This window comes from Stenotrophomonas sp. YJH_SMC_123 (assembly GCF_059368215.1).
In genome coordinates this window covers 120480-140373 of sequence record NZ_JCAFRM010000002.1, presented here as the reverse complement: position 1 = coordinate 140373, position 19894 = coordinate 120480, and the positions used below count along the sequence as shown (strand labels likewise).

The 19894-nt window shown below is 67.4% G+C and carries 20 protein-coding genes; 2 read left to right on the top strand and 18 right to left on the bottom strand.

Annotated elements, in window-relative coordinates; all coding sequences use genetic code 11:
- The 9 genes from AC5P5W_RS05500 to rlmD all read right to left on the bottom strand — a co-directional run bounded on the left by AC5P5W_RS05500 (position 1) and on the right by rlmD (position 7355).
- Positions 1–270 carry a hypothetical protein gene (locus tag AC5P5W_RS05500; protein ID WP_014647988.1) on the bottom strand — a complete coding sequence of 90 codons (270 nt, stop codon included), beginning with the start codon at positions 268–270 and terminating at the stop codon, positions 1–3.
- 180 nt (positions 271–450) lie between these two features.
- Positions 451–1719, bottom strand: coding sequence for an FAD-dependent oxidoreductase (locus AC5P5W_RS05495; RefSeq protein WP_014647989.1), 1269 nt, complete (start codon positions 1717–1719; stop codon positions 451–453).
- A gap of 125 nt (positions 1720–1844) precedes the next feature.
- Positions 1845–2051 carry a cold-shock protein gene (locus AC5P5W_RS05490; protein ID WP_005410590.1) on the bottom strand — a complete coding sequence of 69 codons (207 nt, stop codon included), beginning with the start codon at positions 2049–2051 and terminating at the stop codon, positions 1845–1847.
- An 88-nt stretch (positions 2052–2139) separates the two neighbouring features.
- Positions 2140–2886 (bottom strand): S-methyl-5'-thioinosine phosphorylase, encoded by a 747-nt coding sequence (locus AC5P5W_RS05485; RefSeq protein ID WP_006461208.1) that lies wholly within the window; start codon positions 2884–2886, stop codon positions 2140–2142.
- An 82-nt stretch (positions 2887–2968) separates the two neighbouring features.
- Positions 2969–3523 carry a hypoxanthine-guanine phosphoribosyltransferase gene (locus AC5P5W_RS05480; protein ID WP_014038078.1) on the bottom strand — a complete coding sequence of 185 codons (555 nt, stop codon included), beginning with the start codon at positions 3521–3523 and terminating at the stop codon, positions 2969–2971.
- Positions 3523–4530: a beta-N-acetylhexosaminidase gene (gene nagZ, locus AC5P5W_RS05475; protein WP_014647990.1), complete on the bottom strand. Its 1008-nt coding sequence runs from the start codon at positions 4528–4530 to the stop codon at positions 3523–3525. Before nagZ ends, AC5P5W_RS05480 begins: the two co-directional genes overlap by 1 nt.
- A gap of 160 nt (positions 4531–4690) precedes the next feature.
- Positions 4691–5386 carry a DsbA family oxidoreductase gene (locus AC5P5W_RS05470; protein WP_014647991.1) on the bottom strand — a complete coding sequence of 232 codons (696 nt, stop codon included), beginning with the start codon at positions 5384–5386 and terminating at the stop codon, positions 4691–4693.
- A 114-nt stretch (positions 5387–5500) separates the two neighbouring features.
- Positions 5501–5986 carry a CYTH domain-containing protein gene (locus tag AC5P5W_RS05465; protein ID WP_042359274.1) on the bottom strand — a complete coding sequence of 162 codons (486 nt, stop codon included), beginning with the start codon at positions 5984–5986 and terminating at the stop codon, positions 5501–5503.
- A gap of 34 nt (positions 5987–6020) precedes the next feature.
- Entirely contained in the window at positions 6021–7355 is a 1335-nt protein-coding gene (gene rlmD, locus AC5P5W_RS05460; protein WP_032959001.1) for a 23S rRNA (uracil(1939)-C(5))-methyltransferase RlmD, read from the bottom strand.
- 127 nt (positions 7356–7482) lie between these two features.
- On the opposite strand from rlmD, the gene AC5P5W_RS05455 reads away from it, so the two are divergent.
- Entirely contained in the window at positions 7483–8211 is a 729-nt protein-coding gene (locus AC5P5W_RS05455) for a response regulator (protein WP_014647994.1), read from the top strand.
- A gap of 530 nt (positions 8212–8741) precedes the next feature.
- On the opposite strand, the gene recO is transcribed toward AC5P5W_RS05455, so the two are convergent.
- The 9 genes from recO to rpoE all read right to left on the bottom strand — a co-directional run bounded on the left by recO (position 8742) and on the right by rpoE (position 17402).
- Positions 8742–9461 (bottom strand): DNA repair protein RecO, encoded by a 720-nt coding sequence (gene recO / locus AC5P5W_RS05450; protein WP_197575409.1) that lies wholly within the window; start codon positions 9459–9461, stop codon positions 8742–8744.
- An 18-nt stretch (positions 9462–9479) separates the two neighbouring features.
- Complete coding sequence (era, locus tag AC5P5W_RS05445; protein WP_005410599.1) at positions 9480–10376, bottom strand: GTPase Era; 897 nt, start codon at positions 10374–10376, stop codon at positions 9480–9482.
- Positions 10373–11053 carry a ribonuclease III gene (rnc, locus tag AC5P5W_RS05440; protein ID WP_046431951.1) on the bottom strand — a complete coding sequence of 227 codons (681 nt, stop codon included), beginning with the start codon at positions 11051–11053 and terminating at the stop codon, positions 10373–10375. Before rnc ends, era begins: the two co-directional genes overlap by 4 nt.
- Complete coding sequence (locus AC5P5W_RS05435; protein ID WP_014647998.1) at positions 11043–11426, bottom strand: DUF4845 domain-containing protein; 384 nt, start codon at positions 11424–11426, stop codon at positions 11043–11045. Before AC5P5W_RS05435 ends, rnc begins: the two co-directional genes overlap by 11 nt.
- A gap of 52 nt (positions 11427–11478) precedes the next feature.
- On the bottom strand, positions 11479–12273 hold the full coding sequence (gene lepB, locus AC5P5W_RS05430) for a signal peptidase I (RefSeq protein WP_014038087.1): 795 nt from the start codon (positions 12271–12273) through the stop codon (positions 11479–11481).
- A gap of 55 nt (positions 12274–12328) precedes the next feature.
- Entirely contained in the window at positions 12329–14122 is a 1794-nt protein-coding gene (gene lepA / locus AC5P5W_RS05425) for a translation elongation factor 4 (protein WP_032958997.1), read from the bottom strand.
- 180 nt (positions 14123–14302) lie between these two features.
- Positions 14303–15835, bottom strand: coding sequence for a DegQ family serine endoprotease (locus AC5P5W_RS05420; RefSeq protein ID WP_014648000.1), 1533 nt, complete (start codon positions 15833–15835; stop codon positions 14303–14305).
- Positions 15836–15909: 74 nt separating this feature from the next.
- Positions 15910–16785, bottom strand: coding sequence for a sigma-E factor negative regulatory protein (locus AC5P5W_RS05415; RefSeq protein WP_126411249.1), 876 nt, complete (start codon positions 16783–16785; stop codon positions 15910–15912).
- Positions 16782–17402 carry an RNA polymerase sigma factor RpoE gene (gene rpoE / locus AC5P5W_RS05410; protein ID WP_014038091.1) on the bottom strand — a complete coding sequence of 207 codons (621 nt, stop codon included), beginning with the start codon at positions 17400–17402 and terminating at the stop codon, positions 16782–16784. The genes AC5P5W_RS05415 and rpoE overlap by 4 nt, the downstream gene beginning before the upstream one ends.
- A gap of 235 nt (positions 17403–17637) precedes the next feature.
- On the opposite strand from rpoE, the gene AC5P5W_RS05405 reads away from it, so the two are divergent.
- A complete protein-coding gene (locus tag AC5P5W_RS05405) occupies positions 17638–19701 on the top strand; it encodes a 3-hydroxyacyl-CoA dehydrogenase NAD-binding domain-containing protein (protein WP_197575407.1) in 2064 nt (687 codons plus the stop codon).
- The last annotated feature ends 193 nt before the right edge of the window (positions 19702–19894 follow it).

Below are 19894 nucleotides of genomic sequence, written 5' to 3'. Positions count from 1 at the left end.
TCAGGCCGGACGAATGTCCAGCTGCGGCATCAACTGGAACTCAGGCGTGTCAACTTCACGTCGCCGCGGCAAGGCCTGGATTGCCGCCAGCATCTCCTGTGCGCAGGCGCGGATGCGTCCGTGGTGCTCCGGCGATGCATGACTGATCAAGCTGCCCACATGGAATTCGAACACGTCCTCCAGTACGTCGGGCTGGTCCTCGTGCAGCATCTGCAACAGTCCGCGCAGCTTGCAGATTTCCGATTCCAGCTCCTCGACCGCGAACCACATGGCGTCCTCCTCTTCAACAACAGGCGGCACGTCCGGGCCGCGACAGGCCGCAACGGCAACGCCGCCCGGGCCACGCGCGATGTCAATCACGGAAAGGAAAACGGGCGACGCGCAATCGCGTGCAACCTACTTCTCGCATATACACGGTGAGGCAACCGTTAATTCGCGTGACAGCGCGCTTCACGCGTTCGCAGTGATCGCGCTGATGCCAGGCATCTGCGCCCCTGCAGCCAACGCGTCGACAAATGCCGGATCCAGCGCAAGCGAACCGAACCAGCCATGCTGCGTACCGCTGAGCACGCGTAGCATGTGGCCACGCCCACCCGGCAGGCGCCCCATCGGCCCGAGCAGCACGTCGCGCGCCTTTGCCCAGGCATCGCGATCAGACTGGAACAGCGGCGTCAGCCAACGGCTCCAGCGCTGGTAGACCGCAACGTGCGCCCTGCGCTGCGCCTGGTAGGCCTGCAATGCAGCGCCTCCCCCGCCATGTGCGCGCACGGCATCGCGCAATGCCAGCGCATCGAGCAGCGCCATGTTCACGCCCTGCCCCAGCTGCGGGCTCATCGCATGTGCGGCATCGCCGGCCAGCACCATGCGGCCGCAATGCCAGCGCGTCATCACGGCGTCACGGTAGACCGCGCGCGCCAGCTGGCCTGCATCATGCAGATGCGCAAAGCGCGCGCTGGCCTGCGGCCACAGCGCGTGCAGCTCGTCCAGCCAGGGCGTCATGCCATCGGCCTGCCATCGTTCGAAGTCGGCGCGTGGCAGGCTCCAGAAGAAGCTCAGGCGCGGCGTGTCATCACCGGGCCGCGTACCGACCGGCAGCAGCCCGATCATCTTGCGCGCGGCCACGTAGCGCTGCCGCAGCTCCTGCAGGTGCGGCCAGTCCTCGGCCGGCAGCAGGCACCACAGTGCGCCCCAGGGATACACGCGGTCCAGCCCGGTGCCGCCTTCGATCGAGCCGCGCAGCGTCGAAGCCGCACCATCGGCGGCCACCACCAGGTCGAACGGCCCATGCATGCGGCCCTCACTGTCATGCAGGCGGCCCTGTGCGGCATCCACTGCGGCGATGGTGACGCCGGCATGCAGCTGGCCCGCACCCGCACGCGCCCCGTCCAGCAGCGAGAACAGCGCCCCACGCTGCATGCCGAGGCCGTGCAGGCGCGCGTCCAGGCCGTCATAGCGCATGTCCATCACCGTGCGCTCGCACGGTGTATCGCCATAAAGACGGTGCACCGGCGCCGCATGCGCGCGCACGGCATCAAGCAGGCCCATCTGCCACAGCACCTGCAGGCCGCTGGGCTGCAGCAGGAAGCCGGCGCCAACCGGCCCCGGCGAGGGCACGCGTTCGAAGATCTCCACCTCGTGGCCATCACGAGAGAGCAGGATGGACAATGCCTGTCCAGCGGTGCCGTAGCCGATCACGGCGATGCGCAGTCGTTCCTTCATCGGCGCATTGTGCCCGAGCGCAAATCCGGATGGCCACCTGGAACCCTGTCCACAGCGCCGCAATGCCCGTCGCGACGCAAAAAAAACCCCGCCGAAGCGGGGTTTTCAACGCACTGTCGAGTGGATCACTCGGCCGGCGTGATGTTCGAAGCCTGGGCACCCTTCGGGCCCTGGGTCACGTCATAGGTGACACGCTGGCCTTCCTGCAGGCTGCGGAAGCCCTTGGAGTTGATGGCGGAGAAGTGCGCGAACACGTCGGCGCTGCCATCCTCCGGCGAGATGAAGCCAAATCCCTTGGCGTCGTTGAACCACTTGACGGTACCGTTCGGCATGGTGATGCGAGACCTTATGCAATGAATGGGTGGTGTACGCTGAACCCGCGCACAAGCTGAGTATGCAAAGCTTGCTCGGGGAAGACAATCACCCCCGCGCCAATTCGCCCACCAGTTCCGGAAGTCCGTTGCTGGCCGCCTGCACGTTCGCCAGTACTTCGGCCATCGTAATCTCCTCGCCATCACCGCAGCCGGCGGCCCAGTTGGCGATGATTGCCAGGCAGGCGTAATCCAGCCCCAGCTCGCGTGCCAGCGCGGCCTCCGGCATGCCGGTCATGCCTACCAGGTCGCAGCCGTCACGGCGCATGCGGGCGATCTCGGCGATGGTCTCCAGGCGCGGGCCCTGCGTCGCGCCGTAGCAGCCACCGTCATGGACCGTGACGCCGGTCACTTTCGCTGCCGCCAGGATCTTGCTGCGCAGCATCGGCGTATAGGGGTGGCCGAAATCGACATGGACCACGTCCGTGCCTTCTTCTTCACAGATCGTGCTGATGCGGCCCCAGGTGTAGTCGATGATCTGGTCCGGGCAGGCCAGCACGCGCGGGCCGAAGTCTTCGGTGATGCCACCCACCGTGTTCAATGCCAGCACGCGCTGCGCGCCCAGCTGCTGCAGTGCGGCCAGGTTGGCGCGGTAGTTGATCTTGTGCGGCGGCAGTGAGTGCCCCTCGCCATGCCGCGCCAGGAACGCCACGCGATGACCGAGCAGCGTGCCCACGCGCACCGGGCCGGACGGGCGGCCAAAGCGGGTGTCGACCTCGTGGGTCTGCACGTCGTCGAGCTTGGCCAGGTTGTAGACACCGGTACCGCCGATCACGGCCAGGGCGATCTGTTGCATTCAAAGCACTCCATGGAAAGACGAACGCCGGCACCCGAGGATGCCGGCGGTGGAAGAAGACGCGCCGCAGGCAGCTGCGCCGTTACTCCTTCATTGCGTAGATCGCCGGCACGCAGCGCAGGGTCTCGTTGACGTCCATGCCGAAGCCGAACACGTAGCGGTCCGGCAGCTCGATGCCGGCGTAGTCGGCGGTCACGTCCGGCAGTGCGCGGTCGTGCTTCTTCACGGTCATCGCGGCGATGCGCACGTCGGTCGCGCCCTGCTCCAGGCACCAGGTGCGGACGCCCTGCAGGGTGTAGCCCTCGTCGAGGATGTCGTCGATCAGCAGCACGCGGCGGCCGAACAGCGAGGTGGCCGGCTTGTGCTTCCAGACCAGGTCACCGCCGGTGGTTTCACCGCGGTAGCGGGTCGCGTGCAGGTAATCGAACTGCACGTCCTGGCCGCGCGCGCCCAGTTCCAGCGCCAGCTGGCCGGCGAACGGCAGCGCACCATGCATGATGGACAGGAACAGCGGCACCTCGCCCTTGTAATCGCGCGCGATGGCGTCGGCGATACCGGCGATGGCCTTGTCGATGGTGGGGCGGTCGACCAGCAGGTCAGCCTGGGCCAGGGCCTGGGAAATGGTGAGGTTGGGCATCAGACGGTTCTTCCAAGGGTTTCAAGCAGACGGGATTGGGTGTCGCCATGGCGGGCGTCGGCCAGCAGGCCGTCCCAGCCGAGCGCGCCGCGGCCAAGCAGGCCCAGCAGCGCAGCAGTATTGAGGGAGCGTCCCTGCACCGCGTGCAGGGCTTCATCGACCAGTTCCGGGTGGCAGACCAGCACCACGTCGCAGCCGGCATCCAGGTGCGCGTGCACGCGTGCCGGCACGCCACCGGCACTGTGCGAGGCGGCCATGCCGATGTCATCGGAGAACACCACGCCACGGAAGCCGAGCTCGCCACGCAGGATGTCCTGGATCCAGCGCGGGGAATAGCCGGCCGGCTCCGGCGCCACCTGCGGATAGATCACGTGCGCCATCATCACCGCATCGGCACCGGCGGCGATGCCGGCCTGGAACGGCACCAGGTCCTGGGCGCGCAGTTCGTCCAGCGCGCGCGGGTCGATCGCGGTATCGACGTGGGTGTCTTCCAGCACGGTGCCGTGGCCGGGGAAATGCTTGAGCGTGGCGGCCATGCCGACCGCATGCATGCCGCGCACATAGGCGGCGGTGAACGCGGCCACCACCTGCGGGTCTTCACTGAAGGCACGGTTGCCGATGGCGCGGTTGCCGCGGCCAAGGTCGACCACCGGCGCGAAACTCAGGTCGAGGCCGCTGGCACGTACTTCGCTGGCCATCAGCCAGGCATGCTGCTCGGCCAGGGCCAGCGCCTGCTGCGGGTCGGCGGCGTACAGCGCGCCGATGTCCTGCAGCGGCGGCAGCGCGCTGTAGCCCTCGCGGAAACGCTGCACACGGCCGCCTTCCTGGTCCACGCAGATCAGCTGCGGGCGCGGGGCGGCGGCACGGATCGCCGCACTCAGATCGGTCACCTGCTGGCGCGAGGCGAAGTTGCGCTTGAACAGCACCACCCCGGCCACGGCGTCGTGCTGCAGCCAGTCACGTTCCTGGGCGGTCAGTTCGGTGCCGGCAACGCCGATCAGCAGCATGGTCGATCTCCACAACGCGCGCCCGCATGGCGCAGTGCCGCATTGTCGCAGAACCGGCCGACAGGCGCAGGGGTCAGACGAAGGGGAGTGTGGGGTCAGAGCCCCTGCGGGGATCTGACCCCGGGGTCGGATCCCCGCAGGGGCTCTGACCCCGATCTGCTCAGACCTTGCAGCCGTCCGGGCCGCAGGCCTCGTCGCCGTCAGCCGAAGCTGCCGGGGCGCCCTGTTCGGCTGCGATCTGCCGAAGGGCGTTGGCGAAGGCCTCTGGCGGCTGGGCCCCGGAAATGGCCCACTTCCCATCGATGACGAAAGTCGGCACCGAGGAAATGCCCAGTGCATGGGCCTGCGCCAGCCTGGCTTCGACCTCGGCCAGGCCGCGGTCGGAGCCCAGCATCTGCGCGATTTCAGCACCGTCCAGGCCGCCAGCCACGCCGGCCTTCACCAGCACTGCAGTATCGGCCAGATTCTGGCCATGCTCGAAGTGGGCACGGAAAAGTGCTTCGCCGACCGCATCCTGCACGCCGTGCTGGCCGGCCAGCCACAACACCCGATGGGCCGGCAGCGTGGTCACCCGCACCTGGCCCTGGCTGAAATCCATCGGCAGGCCCTCGGCCCGCGCGGTGGTCTGGGTCTGGCCGAGGATCTGCTCGGTGCGCTCGACGCCACCGAACTTGCGCACATAGGCCTCGCGCAGCGGCACCGGGGTGGCGTCCGCGTCCGGGTCCAGCTGGAACGGCTGCCAGTGGATATCGAGTTCAGGCGCATTGGCGCCGAGCAACTGCACACCCTGCTGGAAGCGATGCTTGCCGATCCAGCACCAGGGGCAGACCACGTCGGAGTAGATGTCGATTCTCATCCCCACCACATGGGGCCCGCCTCCCTCGAAAAAAGGGGACGGAGGGGATTAAGTCGTTTCCAGCACAGCTGGGGTAAAGACGACTTAATCCCCTCCGTCCCCTTTTTGGGGGCTTCACCACTGTGAATAGGGGTGACTGGCCAGTGCGACGTTGTAGTAGCGCGCGTCGTCGGTGACTTCGGCACCCACCCAGTCCGGCAGGTCGATCGCCTGGTCGGCGCTGTCCAGCTCGACTTCGGCCACGACCAGGCCGGCGTTGTCGCCGAGGAACTCGTCCACCTCCCAGGTCAGGCCGGCGTGTTCGACCAGGTGGCGGCGCTTGTCGATCAGGCCACCGACGCACAGCGCCAACAGGGCGCGCGCATCCTCCACCGGGATCGGGTAGTCGAACTCCTGGCGGGTATGGCCGATGGTGCGCGACTTCAGGTTCAGCGCGGCGTGGTCGCCTTCGATGCGCACGCGCACCGAGGCGTTCTGGGTGCCGCGGTCGAGCGCGCCCATGTCGTTGATGTAGCCCTGCGCCATCGGGATCACCCGATGCGCGGCGGTGCGCCAGCCATCACTGCTGACGAGGAATTTGCGTTCGATTTCGATGCCCATCGCGCCATTATGCGCGATGGGTGATGACAACCTGTCAGCGCTTCTCGAACACCGCGATGCTTTCCACGTGCGCGGTATGCGGGAACATGTCCATGGCACCGGCGCTGACCAGGGTGAAGCCCTGTTCGTTGACCAGATAGCCGGCATCGCGCGCCAGCGAGCCCGGGTGGCAGCTGACGTAGACAATGCGCTTGAACTGCTTCAGCGGCAGCTGCTGCAGCACTTCGATCGCACCCGAGCGCGGCGGGTCCAGCAGCAGCTTGTCAAAGCCCTGGCGCATCCACGGGGTGCTGCGCTGGTCCTGGGTCAGGTCGGCGCTGAAGAACTGCGCGTTGGCCAGGCCGTTGCGCTCGGCGTTCTCACGCGCACGCGCCACCAGGCCGGCATCGCCTTCCACGCCAACCACCTCGCGCACGCGGCGCGCCAGCGGCAGGGTGAAGTTGCCCAGGCCGCAGAACAGGTCCAGTACACGCTCGTCCTCACCCGGTTCCAGCAGGTCCAGGGCGTGGGCGATCATCTTCTCGTTGAGCTTGGCATTGACCTGGATGAAGTCCAGCGGGCGGAACGCCAGCTCGACATCCCACGGCGCCAGACGGAACGACAGCGGCACACCCTGCCCGTCCAGCGGCTGCACGGTATCCACGCCGCCGGACTGCAGGTAGATCACGAAGCCATGCTGCTGGCCGAAGGCCGCCCAGGCCGCGCGGTCGGCATCGCTGAGCGGCTGCAGATGGCGAACGGTCAGGACCACGGCCTGGTCACCGGCGATGAATTCGATCTGCGGGATGTCACGCTTGCCATCGAGTGACTCGATGAAGGTGGACAGCGCCTCGACCTTGGTACCAATCTCGGGGATCACGGTCAGGCACTGGCTGAGGTCGGCAACGAAGCGCGGATCCTGTTCACGGAAGCCGACCAGGGTCTTGTCCTTCTTTTCGACCCGGCGCACCGAGAAACGGCCCTTGCGGCGATAGCCCCAGCTCTCACCGACCAGCGGCGCCAGCACGGTGCCCGGCTTCACATGGCCGATCCGCTCCAGGTTGTCCATCAGCACGCGCTGCTTGGCCACGATCTGCTGGTCTTCGTCCAGGTGCTGCAGCACGCAGCCGGCGCAGGTGCCGAAATGCGGGCACTTGGGGGTCACCCGCTGCGGCGAGGCCTGCAGCACCTCCAGGGTGCGCGCCTCGTCGAAATGGCGGCTGCGGGCAGTCTGTTCAGCCATCACCACCTCGCCGGGCAGCGCGCCGCTGACGAAGGTGACCTTGCCGCCCTCGCCTTCACGGCGGGCGACACCGCGACCATCATGGCTGAGGTCGAGGATCTCGGTCTGGAATGGGGTACGGTCAGTGCGGGAACGGGATCGGGCCACGTGGCAACAGGCTGCGGGCAAAAATGGGGGCGTATTGTCGCAGATCCTGACCGACGGGGCCTGGACCCGCTTGCGCCCGTGGCCGTCGTGCTTGATGATTGGGCCAGCTGACATGGAGGCAGCCCTGATGCAGATGACCCCGCGGGCCGCACGGCCCCGCTTCCTGCTTGTCGAGGACGACATCATCAGCCGCGGTTTTTTCAAGGCGGCGTTGGAAACGTTACCGGCGGATGTGGATACCGCAGATTCGCTGGCCAGTGCCCTGGCCAGTGCCGAACCCGGCGCGCATGATCTGTGGCTGATCGACGTCAACCTGCCGGATGGCAATGGCGCGCAACTGCTGCGTGAGCTACGCCGCTCACATCCCGACACACCGGCGCTGGCACATACGGCCGACGGCGATACCTCCATCCACGCCCGCCTGCGCGAAGCCGGTTTCAGCGACACCCTGGTCAAGCCGCTGGGCCGCGACCAGCTGCTGAAGGCCGTGCGCCGTGCGCTGGTCAACAGCCCGGCGGGAATCTTCGTGGCACAGGCCCCGGCCGCGGTCGAGCTGGCCGTGCAGGACTGGGACGAGACTGCGGCATTGGCCGCGCTCAATGGCCAGCGCAACCACCTGATCGCACTGCGCGAGCTGTTCCTGGCCGAGTTGCCCGGTGTGCGCGACGCGGTCGAGCAGGCGGTGGACCAGCACGACGAGCGCCAGCTGCGCAGCCAGCTGCACCGGTTGCAGGCGAGCTGTGGCTTCGTGGGGGCGGCACGGTTGGGCCGGGCGGTGCGCCAGCTGCATCATGCACCCGAGTCCGGGCAGGCCCAGGACGGGTTCCGCGCCGCGGTAGCTGCCCTGCTGCATTGAGGGTTTTTCGGCAGGGCTGCGCCCTGCACCCGCAGAGGCTTCAAGCCAAGGCAACAGCAACAGCAACGGCATGCATTCCGTGGGTTGGCGGTGCGGTATCGGAGGGCGGGGACGCCGTAAACCCGTCCTTGGGGGCTTGGCAGCCGCATCCATGCGGCTGACACCCCGCCCTCCGATACCGCCCCACCTCTTACAGTTTTCCGCGATCGGGTAGATCCACGCCATGCGTGGATGAATTTCTGTCAGATATCGAAATCAATCTGGGGTCGGATCCGTTTTTCTGCGGAAAACGGATCTGACCCCAAGAGCAATCCCGACAGCTCGCGGGAAACTGTCGAAGGCGGGGTGGGTCCGGTTGCGGGAGTGTCCGCGGCATGGATGCCGCGGCCAAGCCCCCAGGGACGGGTTTACGGCGTCTCCCGCAACCGGCCCCCCCCCCTACCCACGGATAGCCAGCTTTTGCTGTTGACGTTGACCTTGATTCGGCTTCGGCTTCGGCAGGTGCAGGGCTGCAAGCCCTGCCGCCCCACCTACCTGCGCGGCGCAAGCTGCTCGAGCATTTCCCAGGACTTCAGCCCGCGCGCGCCCAGGTGATGGGCCAGCACCCGCCGCATCGGCAGGCGCAGGCTGGCCAGATCGGCGGCATCCGGTTCTTCGTCGGCCGCAAGGGCCAGCAGCGCCGAGCCAGTGGCCGCCGCCCGGCGCTCCCCGCCACGCTCGCTCAGCAGGCGCTGCGCCCCTTCCTGCGGGTCCAGCTCGTAGCGCGCCGCCGGGTCGATCGGCTGGCCATCACTGGCACTGTCCAGCTCGAGACCCAGGCCCAGCGCGGACAGCAGTTCGCGCTCGAAACGGCGCAGGGTCCAGGCCAGGCCGGCACCGACCGCCAGCCGCGCGCGTGCCTCACCGTAGGCAAGGTACAGCTCCGGCAGCGGGTCCTGGCGCGGGGCCAGGCGCAGGGTCAGTTCACTCAGGTAGAAGCCGGCCAACATCGCCTGGCCGACCAAGCGTGGCGCGGCATCCAGCGCCTCGGCACCCCGCAGCTGGGCCAGTTCACCCCGCTGCTGGGCACTGAAGCGGATCCACTGCAACGGCTGCAGGGCGGCGCGCAGCACCTGGCCCTTGGCGGTGGACACGCCACGCGCCAGCAGGCCGATACGGCCATGCTGCGCGCTCAACACTTCGACCAGCAGGCTGGTCTCGCGGTAGGCCCGTGCGTGCAGCACGAAGCCGGTGTCGTCCTCGATCATCATCGAAGCGACCGTCGCGGCTTATTCGTAGCCGAAGGCCTTCAGCGCGGCCTCGTCGTCGGACCAGCCTTCACGCACGCGCACCCAGGTTTCCAGGAACACCTTGGCCCCGAACAGACGCTCCATCTGCAGGCGGGACTTGGCGCCGATCTCCTTCAGGCGGGCGCCGCCCTTGCCGATCACGATGGCCTTCTGGCCCTCGCGCTCGACCCAGATCACCGCACCGATGCGCAGCAGGTTGCCATCCTCGGTGAAGCGCTCGATCTCGACGGTGGTTGCGTACGGCAGTTCCTCGCCGAGCTGGCGCATCAACTGCTCGCGCACCAGTTCACCGGCCAGGAAACGCTGGCTGCGATCGGTGATCTCGTCCTCGCCGAACATCGGCGGGGCTTCCGGCAGCAGCTTCAGCACGTCGCGCACCAGTGCTTCCAGGCCGTTGCGCTTCTGCGCCGAGATCGGGTGCACGGCGGCGAAATCACGCCCTTCGGTCACCTGCTGCAGGAACGGCAGCAGCGCGCCCTTTTCCTTCAGGCGATCGATCTTGTTGACCACCAGCACCACCGGGATGCCGGCGTCGCGCAGCACGTTGAACGCCAGGCTGTCCTCTTCATCCCAGCGACCGGCTTCGATCACCAGCAGGCCGGCATCGACGCCTTCCAGCGAGCCACGCGCGGCGCGGTTCATCACCCGGTTCATCGCCCGCTTCTGCACCTTGTGCAGGCCAGGGGTGTCGACCAGGACCAGCTGGCCTTCCGGATAGGTGGCGATGCCCAGCAGGCGATGGCGCGTGGTCTGCGGACGGTTGGAGACGATGCTGACCTTGGCGCCGACCAGGGCATTGGTCAGGGTCGACTTGCCCACGTTCGGGCGGCCGATGACGGCCACGCTGCCGCAATGATGGGGAGTTTGTTCGCTCACTTGGAATCCAGTTGTTCTAGGACGGCCGCAGCCGCCTGTTGTTCGGCAAGCCGCCGCGAGGCGCCTTCGCCCTCGGTGCTGGCGGCCGGGTCGGCTACGTTGCAGCGTACCCGGAAGTGCTTGGCGTGGTCGTCACCGGATTCTGACACCAGTTCATACTGCGGCAACGCCTTCTGTCGGGCCTGCAGCCATTCCTGCAGGCGGGTCTTGGGGTCCTTCTCGGGCCGGCCGGAGGCCGGCAGTGCCTCGATCGAAGCGCTGAACCAGGGCAGTACCACCGCCCGGCAGGCCTCGAAGCCGGCATCCAGGTAGATCGCAGCCACCACGGCTTCCACCGCGTCGGCCAGGATCGAATCACGACGGTGGCCGCCGGACTTCATTTCTCCCGGGCCCAGGATCAGTCGATCGCCCAGTTCCAGGGTGCGCCCGATCACCGCCAGCGCGCCTTCACGCACCAGCTCGGCGCGGGCACGGGTCATCGCGCCTTCGTCAGCCTTGGGCCAGCGCTGGTACAACGCCTCGGCCGCCATCATGTTGACGATGCTGTCGCCCAGGAACTCCAGGCGCTCGTTGTGTGGCGCACCGGCACTGCGATGCGTCAGCGCCTGCTTCAGCAGCGCCGGGTCGCGGAAGGGATGACCGATCAGGTCACCACGTTGGAAAGGTTTATTCGGCACCGCTTCGGGTCAGGTCCTGGGATGAATCGAATTTGCCAACCACGTCCAGGTTGCCGACCAGCGGACGGCGCACTTCGTAGTTGACCTTGAGGGTCCAGCCATTGTCGCGGCGGTCGAACTTCACGTTGGCCGGCTTCACGTTTTCCGAGTAGTTGATGTACAGCCGCTTGAAGAACAGATCCTGGATCCGGGCCGGTTCCATGCTGCCCACACCCGGCTCGTTGGCCAGGCTCTTCATCGCCGAGCGCACCGCGTAATACTCCTGGTACATCGGGAACAGCTTCATGCCGATGTAAAGGAAGAAACCGACCACGATCAGGACCGCCAGGAACGAGGTCAGGGTCATGCCACGCTGCGTGTTCATCGTCTTCATTGCGTTCTCCCCAGATACGCGTTGGATGTGAAAATACTCGGTTGATGCCCGATCAGTTGATGCTCGAGCCGATCCGCGACGGCTCGAAGCCATCCTTGCAGAACCAGCCCTGGCAGTTCAGCCAGATCAGGAAGGCCTTGCCGCGCAGGTTTTCTTCCGGCAGCAGGCCCCAGAAACGGCCATCGTCGCTGTTGTCACGGTTGTCGCCCATCACAAGGTACTTGCCGGCCGGCACGGTCCACTGGCCCTGGCCACGCGGATAGTCGGTCTCCAGCACGGTGTGGGTTCGACCCGGCAGGTGTTCGACCAGCAGGTTGGCACCCTCGCCCTGGCCCTTGTGGCCTGCATAGATGCCCTTGTTGTCGTACTTCAGCGGTTCGCCGTTGAGGATCACGCCGTCGCCTTCGAAGACCACGGTGTCGCCCGGCACGCCGATGACGCGCTTGATGAAGTTCTCACCCTTGGCCGGATCGTTGTCGCTGTGGCCGGGGAAGTGGAACACCACCACGTCGCCGCGCGACGGCTCGCCAAACGGCACGATCTTGGTGTTGCTGATCGGCAGGCGCAGGCCGTAGGAGAACTTGTTGACCAGGATGAAGTCGCCGATCAGCAGGTTCGGCATCATCGAGCTGGACGGGATCTTGTACGGCTCGGCGATGAAACTGCGCACGATCAGCACGATCGCCAGCACCGGGAAGAACGCACGCGAGTAATCCACCAGCACCGGCTCGGAGTCGAGCAGGCCCGCGCGCTGGGCGCGACGCTTGGCGAGGTACAGCTTGTCCGCGAGCAGGATCAGGCCCGAGGCCAGGGTCAGCACGACCAGGAGGATCTCAAACAGTTTCATTCAGGGTCCTTTGCAACGTCACCAGACGACCGGCCCCGCAGGGCCGGTGCGGGCCTTACTTGTTGTCCATCTGCAGGACGGCCAGGAACGCTTCCTGCGGAATCTCCACGCGTCCGACCTGCTTCATGCGCTTCTTGCCTTCCTTCTGCTTTTCCAGAAGCTTCTTCTTGCGCGAAACGTCGCCACCATAGCACTTGGCCAGCACGTTCTTGCGCATGGCCTTGACCGTGGTGCGGGCGATGATCTGCGAGCCGACGGCGGCCTGGATGGCCACGTCGAACATCTGGCGCGGGATCAGGTCCTTCATCTTCTCGCACAGCTCGCGGCCACGTCGGTCAGCGTGGCTGCGGTGCACGATCAACGACAGCGCATCGACCTTGTCACCATTGATCAGCACGTCCACGCGCACGAACGGGCCTGCGTCGAAGCGCACGAAGTGGTAATCGAGCGAGGCGTAGCCGCGGCTGACCGACTTCAGCTTGTCGAAGAAGTCCAGCACCACCTCGGCCATCGGCAGCTCGTAGCTGATCTGCACCTGGCTGCCCAGGTAGTTGATGCCGATCTGGCTGCCGCGCTTTTCTTCGCACAGCTTGATGATGTTGCCGATGTACTCCTCGGGGGTGAGCACGTTGGCGCGGATGATCGGTTCGCGGATTTCCTCGACCTGGTTCACCGCCGGCAGCTTGGCCGGGTTGTCCATGTTGATGATCGAGCCATCGGTCTTCAGGACCTCATACACCACCGTCGGCGCGGTGCTGATCAGGTCCAGGTTGTATTCGCGCTCCAGGCGCTCCTGCACGATTTCCATGTGCAGCATGCCCAGGAAGCCGCAGCGGAAGCCGAAGCCCATCGCCTCGGAGCTTTCCGGCTCGAAACGCAGCGCGGCATCGTTCAGGCGCAGCTTGTCCAGCGCTTCGCGCAGGTCCGGGTAGTCTTCGGCATCGACCGGGAACAGGCCGGCGAACACGCGCGGCTGCATTTCCTGGAAGCCCGGCAGCGGCTTCGGCGCCGGGTCGCCGGCCAGGGTGAGGGTGTCGCCGACCGGCGCGCCATGCACGTCCTTGATGCTGGCGGTGACCCAGCCCACTTCACCGGCACGCAGCGCCGGCAGCACCTTGCGCTTCGGCGTGAACACGCCGACGTTGTCGACCTGGTGGTTGCGGCCGGTCGACATCACCTGCAGCTTGTCACCGGCCTTGATCTCGCCCTGCATCACGCGCACCAGCGACACCACGCCGAGGTAGTTGTCGAACCACGAGTCGATGATCAGCGCCTGCAGCTTGTCGGTGTCGCGCGGCGCCGGCGGCGGAATGCGGTGCACGATCGCTTCCAGCACGTCCTGCACGTTGAGGCCGGTCTTGGCACTGACCGGCACGGCGTCGGAGGCATCGATGCCGATCACGGCCTCGATCTCGGCCTTGGCGCGCTCGATGTCGGCGGTGGGCAGGTCGATCTTGTTGATCACCGGCACCACTTCCAGGCCCTGCTCCACGGCGGTGTAGCAGTTGGCCACCGACTGGGCTTCCACGCCCTGCGCCGCATCGACCACCAGCAGCGCGCCTTCGCAGGCGGCCAGCGAGCGGCTGACTTCATAGGAGAAGTCGACGTGGCCGGGGGTGTCGATGAAGTTCAGGTGGTAGGTCTGCCCGTCCTTGGCCAGGTACGGCAGTGACACCGACTGCGCCTTGATCGTGATGCCACGCTCGCGCTCGATCGGATTGGAATCGAGCACCTGCGCTTCCATCTCGCGGGCCTGCAGGCCACCGCAGAGCTGGATGATGCGGTCGGCCAGCGTGGACTTGCCGTGGTCGACATGGGCGATGATGGAGAAGTTGCGGATGTTCCGCATCGAATCAGAAGACATAGGTGGCGGCGGCGCGCGGCGTCGTCAGGGTAACGGTCGATTATCGCACGCCCAGCGCCCGGCCGCGAAAACCGGCTGCCGGGCACCGGCCCGGAACGACCGAAGCCCCGCCGGGGCGGGGCTTCGGGGGAGGCCCAGGGGCCGCCGGAGCGGCCCCGGCAGGCCCTACTGGCCGGCCTTGACCGCCACGAAGGCGCTGTTGCCATTGGCCGTGCGGACCAGCAGCATGACCACGTCGTCCTTCTTGAAGCTGGACAGCGCCCGGTTCAGGGCATCCACGCTGCCGACCGCGACGCGGCCGACCTGCAGGATCACCATGCCCGGCGACAGGCCGGCATCACGCGCCGCCTGGCCCTTGACCCCGGTGATGCGCACGCCTTCGTTGCCGTTGAGCCCGAACTGCTTGCGCTGAGCTGCGCTCAGGTCGCTCACGTCCAGCCCCAGCAGGGCATTGGCCCCGGTCTGCGGCGCCGCCTCGGCACCGCCGGCCGACGGCCCGCGGGCACTGGCCTGCCCGTCTTCACTCAGGGCGGTCAACGTGGCACTGAGGTCATGCGGCTTGCCGTCGCGGTACACCACCAGGTTCACCTTGCTGCCCGGCGCCATCGCACCGATCAGCGGCGGCAGGTCGGACCAGCTGTTGACCGGGCTGCCGTTGACCGAGCGGATGACGTCGCCCACCTGCACGCCGGCCTTGGCGGCCGCACTGCCGGCCACGATCTGGTTGACCAGGGCGCCACGGCTGTCCGGCAGGCCCAGGCCCTGCGCCTTCAGCGAATCGATCGGCTCCACGACCGCGCCGAGCTGGCCGCGGGTGACCTTGCCGCTCTTCTTGATCTGCTCGACCGCGCTCATCGCCAGGTCGATCGGGATCGCGAAGCTGATGCCCATGTAGCCGCCGGACGCGGAGAAGATCTGCGAGTTGATGCCGACCACTTCGCCGCGGGTGTTCAGAAGAGGGCCACCGGAATTGCCCTGGTTGATCGCCACGTCGGTCTGGATGAACGGCACATAGCGCTGGTCGGGGCCGCCCGTACTGCGGCCGACGGCGCTGACCACGCCGGCGGTGACAGAATGGTCGAGGCCGAACGGCGAGCCGATCGCGACAACCCACTGCCCCGGCTTCAGGCTGTTGGAGTCACCCACGCGCACGGTTGGCAGGTTCTTCCCGTCGATCTTCAGCAGGGCGACGTCGTACTGCTGGTCGCTGCCCACCACCTTGGCGGTGAACTCACGGCTGTCGCCCAGCTTGACCTTCACGTCACTGGCGTCGGCCACCACGTGGTAATTGGTCAGCACATAGCCATCGGGCGAGATGATGAAGCCCGAACCCATGCCACGGCCCTTGATGCTGGGGCCACCGTCTGGCCCACCCGGCCCCTGCCCCGGCATCGGGAAGTCGGGACCAAAGAAGCGGCGGAAGAACTCCGGCATGTCATCGTCGCCCATCGGGCCGCGCGCGGCCTGGCGGTTGTTGCGGACGATGGTGGTATCGACGTTGACCACGCCCGGGCCGACCTGTTCGACCAGGTTGGTGAAGTCGGGCAGGCCACTGACCAGCGGCTGCGCCGGTGCCCGCGCGGCCGCGGCTGGCGCGGGCTGGGTCTGCGCGACGGGCGCCGGCGCCTGTGCGCAGGCCACCAGGGGAAGGGTCAGGGCCAGCAGGCCAATGGCCTGCGTGCGGAGTCGGGGAGTCATCGGACGGCAACCTCCGGGTCGGGTGGAAAGAGGAATACGGGCCCCGCCGACGGCGGGGCGTGAAGGCGCCCGGCTCAGTCGCGCGGGCGCGGCGGCACCGGCAGGTCATCCTGCAGGCGCGGCTCGAACGGATAGAACGCGGCACTACCGGCGTGGGCCGGGAAGCTGGCATTGAGCGCGCCGCCAGCGGCGGGCGCCAGGCTGGAGCGCGGCCATGGCCGGGCCTGCAGCCCGCTGACCTCGCCGAACGGCAGGTTGCGGTTGGCGTTGGCCGGCACGGTCGGGGTCAACGGTGCCTGCACGGCCGCGATGGCGCGCTGCGAAGTGTCGTCGCGCTGGGCGGCACGCGCGGCCTGCTGGCTGCGCGTAGCGCTGGCACGGCGGGCGTCCTGGCGGCGGCCCGCCGCGGCCATCGCTACGGCCGGCGCAGCAGCCACGGCCACCGCGGCCGTGTCCACCGAAGCCTCGGTGACTGGGGTGGGCGCGGCCGGTGCCAGTTCCGCCTGGCTGGCGATCACCTGCGGCGCCAGCGGTTCACCCGGCGTCGCCTCCTTCAATTTCTCGCCGCCGATGAACAGGGCGACCGCGGCGACCGATGCGGCCAGCGCAGCACCGCCGCCCCAGGCGCGCCAGCCACTGCGACGCACCTGGCGACGCGGCTCGGCCTGCGGCGTCGGCTCTGCCGCAATGGCGGCCGCAACGGCGGCACTGAAGCCGGCCGGTGCCAACGCCGGGGCCTGCCCGCGCATCACGTCGCCCAGCAGCTGCCAGCGCTCCTGGCAGCCGGCCAGTTCGGGGTCGTGTTCCATCCGGCGCAGCAGGAAGCGCGCTTCATCGGCACCCAGCTCGCCATCGACCAGGGCCGACAGCTGCTCGCGATGGCGCTGGTCCAGGCGCTGCCCGGCGGGCGATTGATGGTTCTGCGATTCGTTGAACGGGTTACTGGTCATACGCGGCTCTTCTCACGGGTGGCGCTGCCGATGTCCAACAGCGGCCGGAGTTCGGTGTCGATCGCCTCGCGCGCCCGGAAGATCCGGGAACGCACGGTGCCGATCGGGCACCCCATCTTCTGCGCGATATCCTCGTAGCTCAGGCCTTCCACCTCGCGCAGGGTGATCGCCGACCGGAGTTCCTCCGGCAGCGCGTTGACGGCCTTCATGACCGTCTGTTCCAGCTCCTGGCGCATCAACTCGCGCTCGGGCGTGTCGGTGTCCCGCAGGCGGGTACCGCTGTCGAACTGCTCGGCGTCACCGATGTCGATGTCATCGGTCGGCGGACGACGATTGTGTGAAGCCAGGTAGTTTTTGGCGGTATTCACGGCGATTCGATGCAACCAGGTTGAGAACTGGGCATCGCCACGGAAACTCCCGATCGCGCGGTAGGCACGGATGAAAGTGTCCTGGGCGACGTCCTGACATTCGCTCCAGTCGGCGATGTAGCGACCGACCAGGGCCACGACCCGATGCTGGTACTTGCGCACCAGGACATCGAACGCGGCACTCTCGCCGTGCTGCACGCGCCGGACCAGCTCCAGATCCAGCTCCTGAGGTGTATCAACATCGGCCATGAGGGGCCGCACTCCTGTCAGCCCAACCGACGTCGGGCAATGAGACTGCCAATCCCGGGAAAAGTTCAGTCGCCGATCACCTGGCGCCGCACCAGCTTTTAACCACCATTCGGTTAGCGTCCCGGTCCACGGCCATGGATCCGGGGGCGCCACTCCCCTGCTATTGGGATTTGACGCGGGGGAAACAACCTCTGGATCATAGCCGCTTCTCCATACACAACCGGATGGAACGTCCATGCTCTCAGGCTTCGATGGTCTCCGCTTCAGCCACTGGCACCCCGAGATCCGCGACGACGGCGTGGTGGTTCTCTCCCTGGATCGCCAGGACAGCAGCGTCAATGCGATGTCGCAGGACGTGCTGCTGGAACTGGGCGACCTGCTTGAGCGCATTGCCCTGGACCCGCCCAAGGGCGTGGTCATCCAGTCGCTGAAGAAGGCCGGCTTCATTGCCGGTGCCGACCTGAAGGAGTTCCAGGAATTCGACCGTCGCGGCACCGTCAACGACGCGATCCGGCGTGGCCAGGCCACCTACCAGAAGCTGGCCGAGCTGCCCTGCCCGACCGTGGCGGCCATCCACGGCCACTGCCTCGGCGGTGGCACCGAGCTTGCCCTGGCCTGCCGCTATCGCGTGGCCTCCAATGACAGCAGCACCCGCATCGGCCTGCCGGAAACCCAGCTGGGCATCTTCCCGGGGTGGGGTGGCAGCGCCCGCCTGCCGCACCTGGTGGGCGCCCCGGCAGCGATGGACATGATGCTGACCGGCCGCACCCTGTCGGCCTCGGCCGCGCGTGGCATCGGCCTGGTCGACAAGGTGGTGGCACCGGCGGTGGTGCTCGACGCGGCCGTTGCACTGGCGCTGTCCGGCACCACCCGCCCGTTCAAGCAGCGCGCCACGGCTTGGGCCACCAACACCTGGCTGGCACGCACGCTGCTGGCACCGCAGATGGTCAAGCAGGTCGCCCGCAAGGCGAAGAAGGACCAGTACCCGGCGCCGTACGCACTGATCAGCACCTGGCAGCGCAGTGGCGGCAAGCCGATCCAGGCCCGCCTGGACGCCGAGCGGCGTGCCGTGGTGAAGCTGGCCAGTACTCCGACCGCGCGCAACCTGATCCGTATCTTCTTCCTCACCGAACGCCTGAAGGGCCTCGGTGGCGGTGATTCCGGCATCCGCCACGTGCACGTGGTCGGCGCCGGCGTGATGGGCGGCGACATCGCCGCGTGGGCCGCCTACAAGGGCTTCGAAGTGACCCTGCAGGACCGCGAGCAGCGCTTCATCGACCCGGCCATGGAACGCGCGCAGGCGCTGTTCGCCAAGAAGGTGCGCGACGAGAGCAAGCGCCCGGCCGTGGCCGCGCGCCTGCGTGCCGACCTGGAAGGCAACGGCGTGGCCGAGGCCGACCTGGTGATCGAGGCAATCATCGAGAACCCCGAAGCCAAGCGTGCGCTGTACCAGACGCTTGAGCCGAAGATGAAGCAGGACGCCCTGCTGACCACCAACACCTCGTCGATTCCGCTGGTGGAACTGCGCGACCACATCCAGCGCCCTGCGCAGTTCGCGGGCCTGCACTACTTCAACCCGGTAGCGCAGATGCCGTTGGTGGAGATCATCCATCACGACGGCATGGCGCCGGAGACCGAGCGCCGCCTGGCCGCGTTCTGCAAGGCGCTGGGCAAGTTCCCGGTGCCGGTAGCCGGCAGCCCGGGCTTCCTGGTCAACCGCGTGCTGTTCCCGTACATGCTGGAAGCGGCCACCGCGTATGCCGAGGGCATTCCGGGCCCGGTGATCGACAAGGCCGCGGTGAAGTTCGGCATGCCGATGGGCCCGATCGAACTGATCGATACCGTGGGCCTGGACGTGGCCGCCGGCGTCGGCCGCGAACTGGCGCCGTTCCTGGGCCTGCAGATCCCGGCCGCACTGCAGACGGTGGAACCGGACAAGCGCGGCAAGAAGGATGGCCAGGGCATCTACACCTGGGAGAACGGCAAGCCGAAGAAGCCGGACGTGGCCAGCGACTACCAGGCCCCGGCCGATCTGGAGGACCGCCTGATCCTGCCGCTGTTGAACGAGGCGGTGGCCTGCCTTCACGAGGGCGTGGTGGCCGACGCGGACCTGCTGGATGCCGGCGTGATCTTCGGCACCGGTTTCGCACCGTTCCGCGGCGGTCCGATCCAGCACATCCGTGCGGTCGGTGCCGATGCGATCGTCGAGCGGTTGAAGGCGCTGCAGCAGCGCCATGGCGACCGTTTCGCGCCGCGCCCCGGCTGGGACAACCCCGTCCTGCGCGAACCGGTGGTCTGAGTTCATCGGCCGGGCCTGCGGCCCGGCACCCGCAGAGGCAACCGCCGAAGCCAGAGCCGGAGCAACAGCCGGCTCTGGCTTTTCTGTTAGGCGGGCGGGGCGGTGTGGGCTTGCAGGACACGCCGTAAACCCATCCATGGGGGCTCGATGGCGCCATCCATGGCGCCAACGGTCCTGCAAGCCCACACCGCCC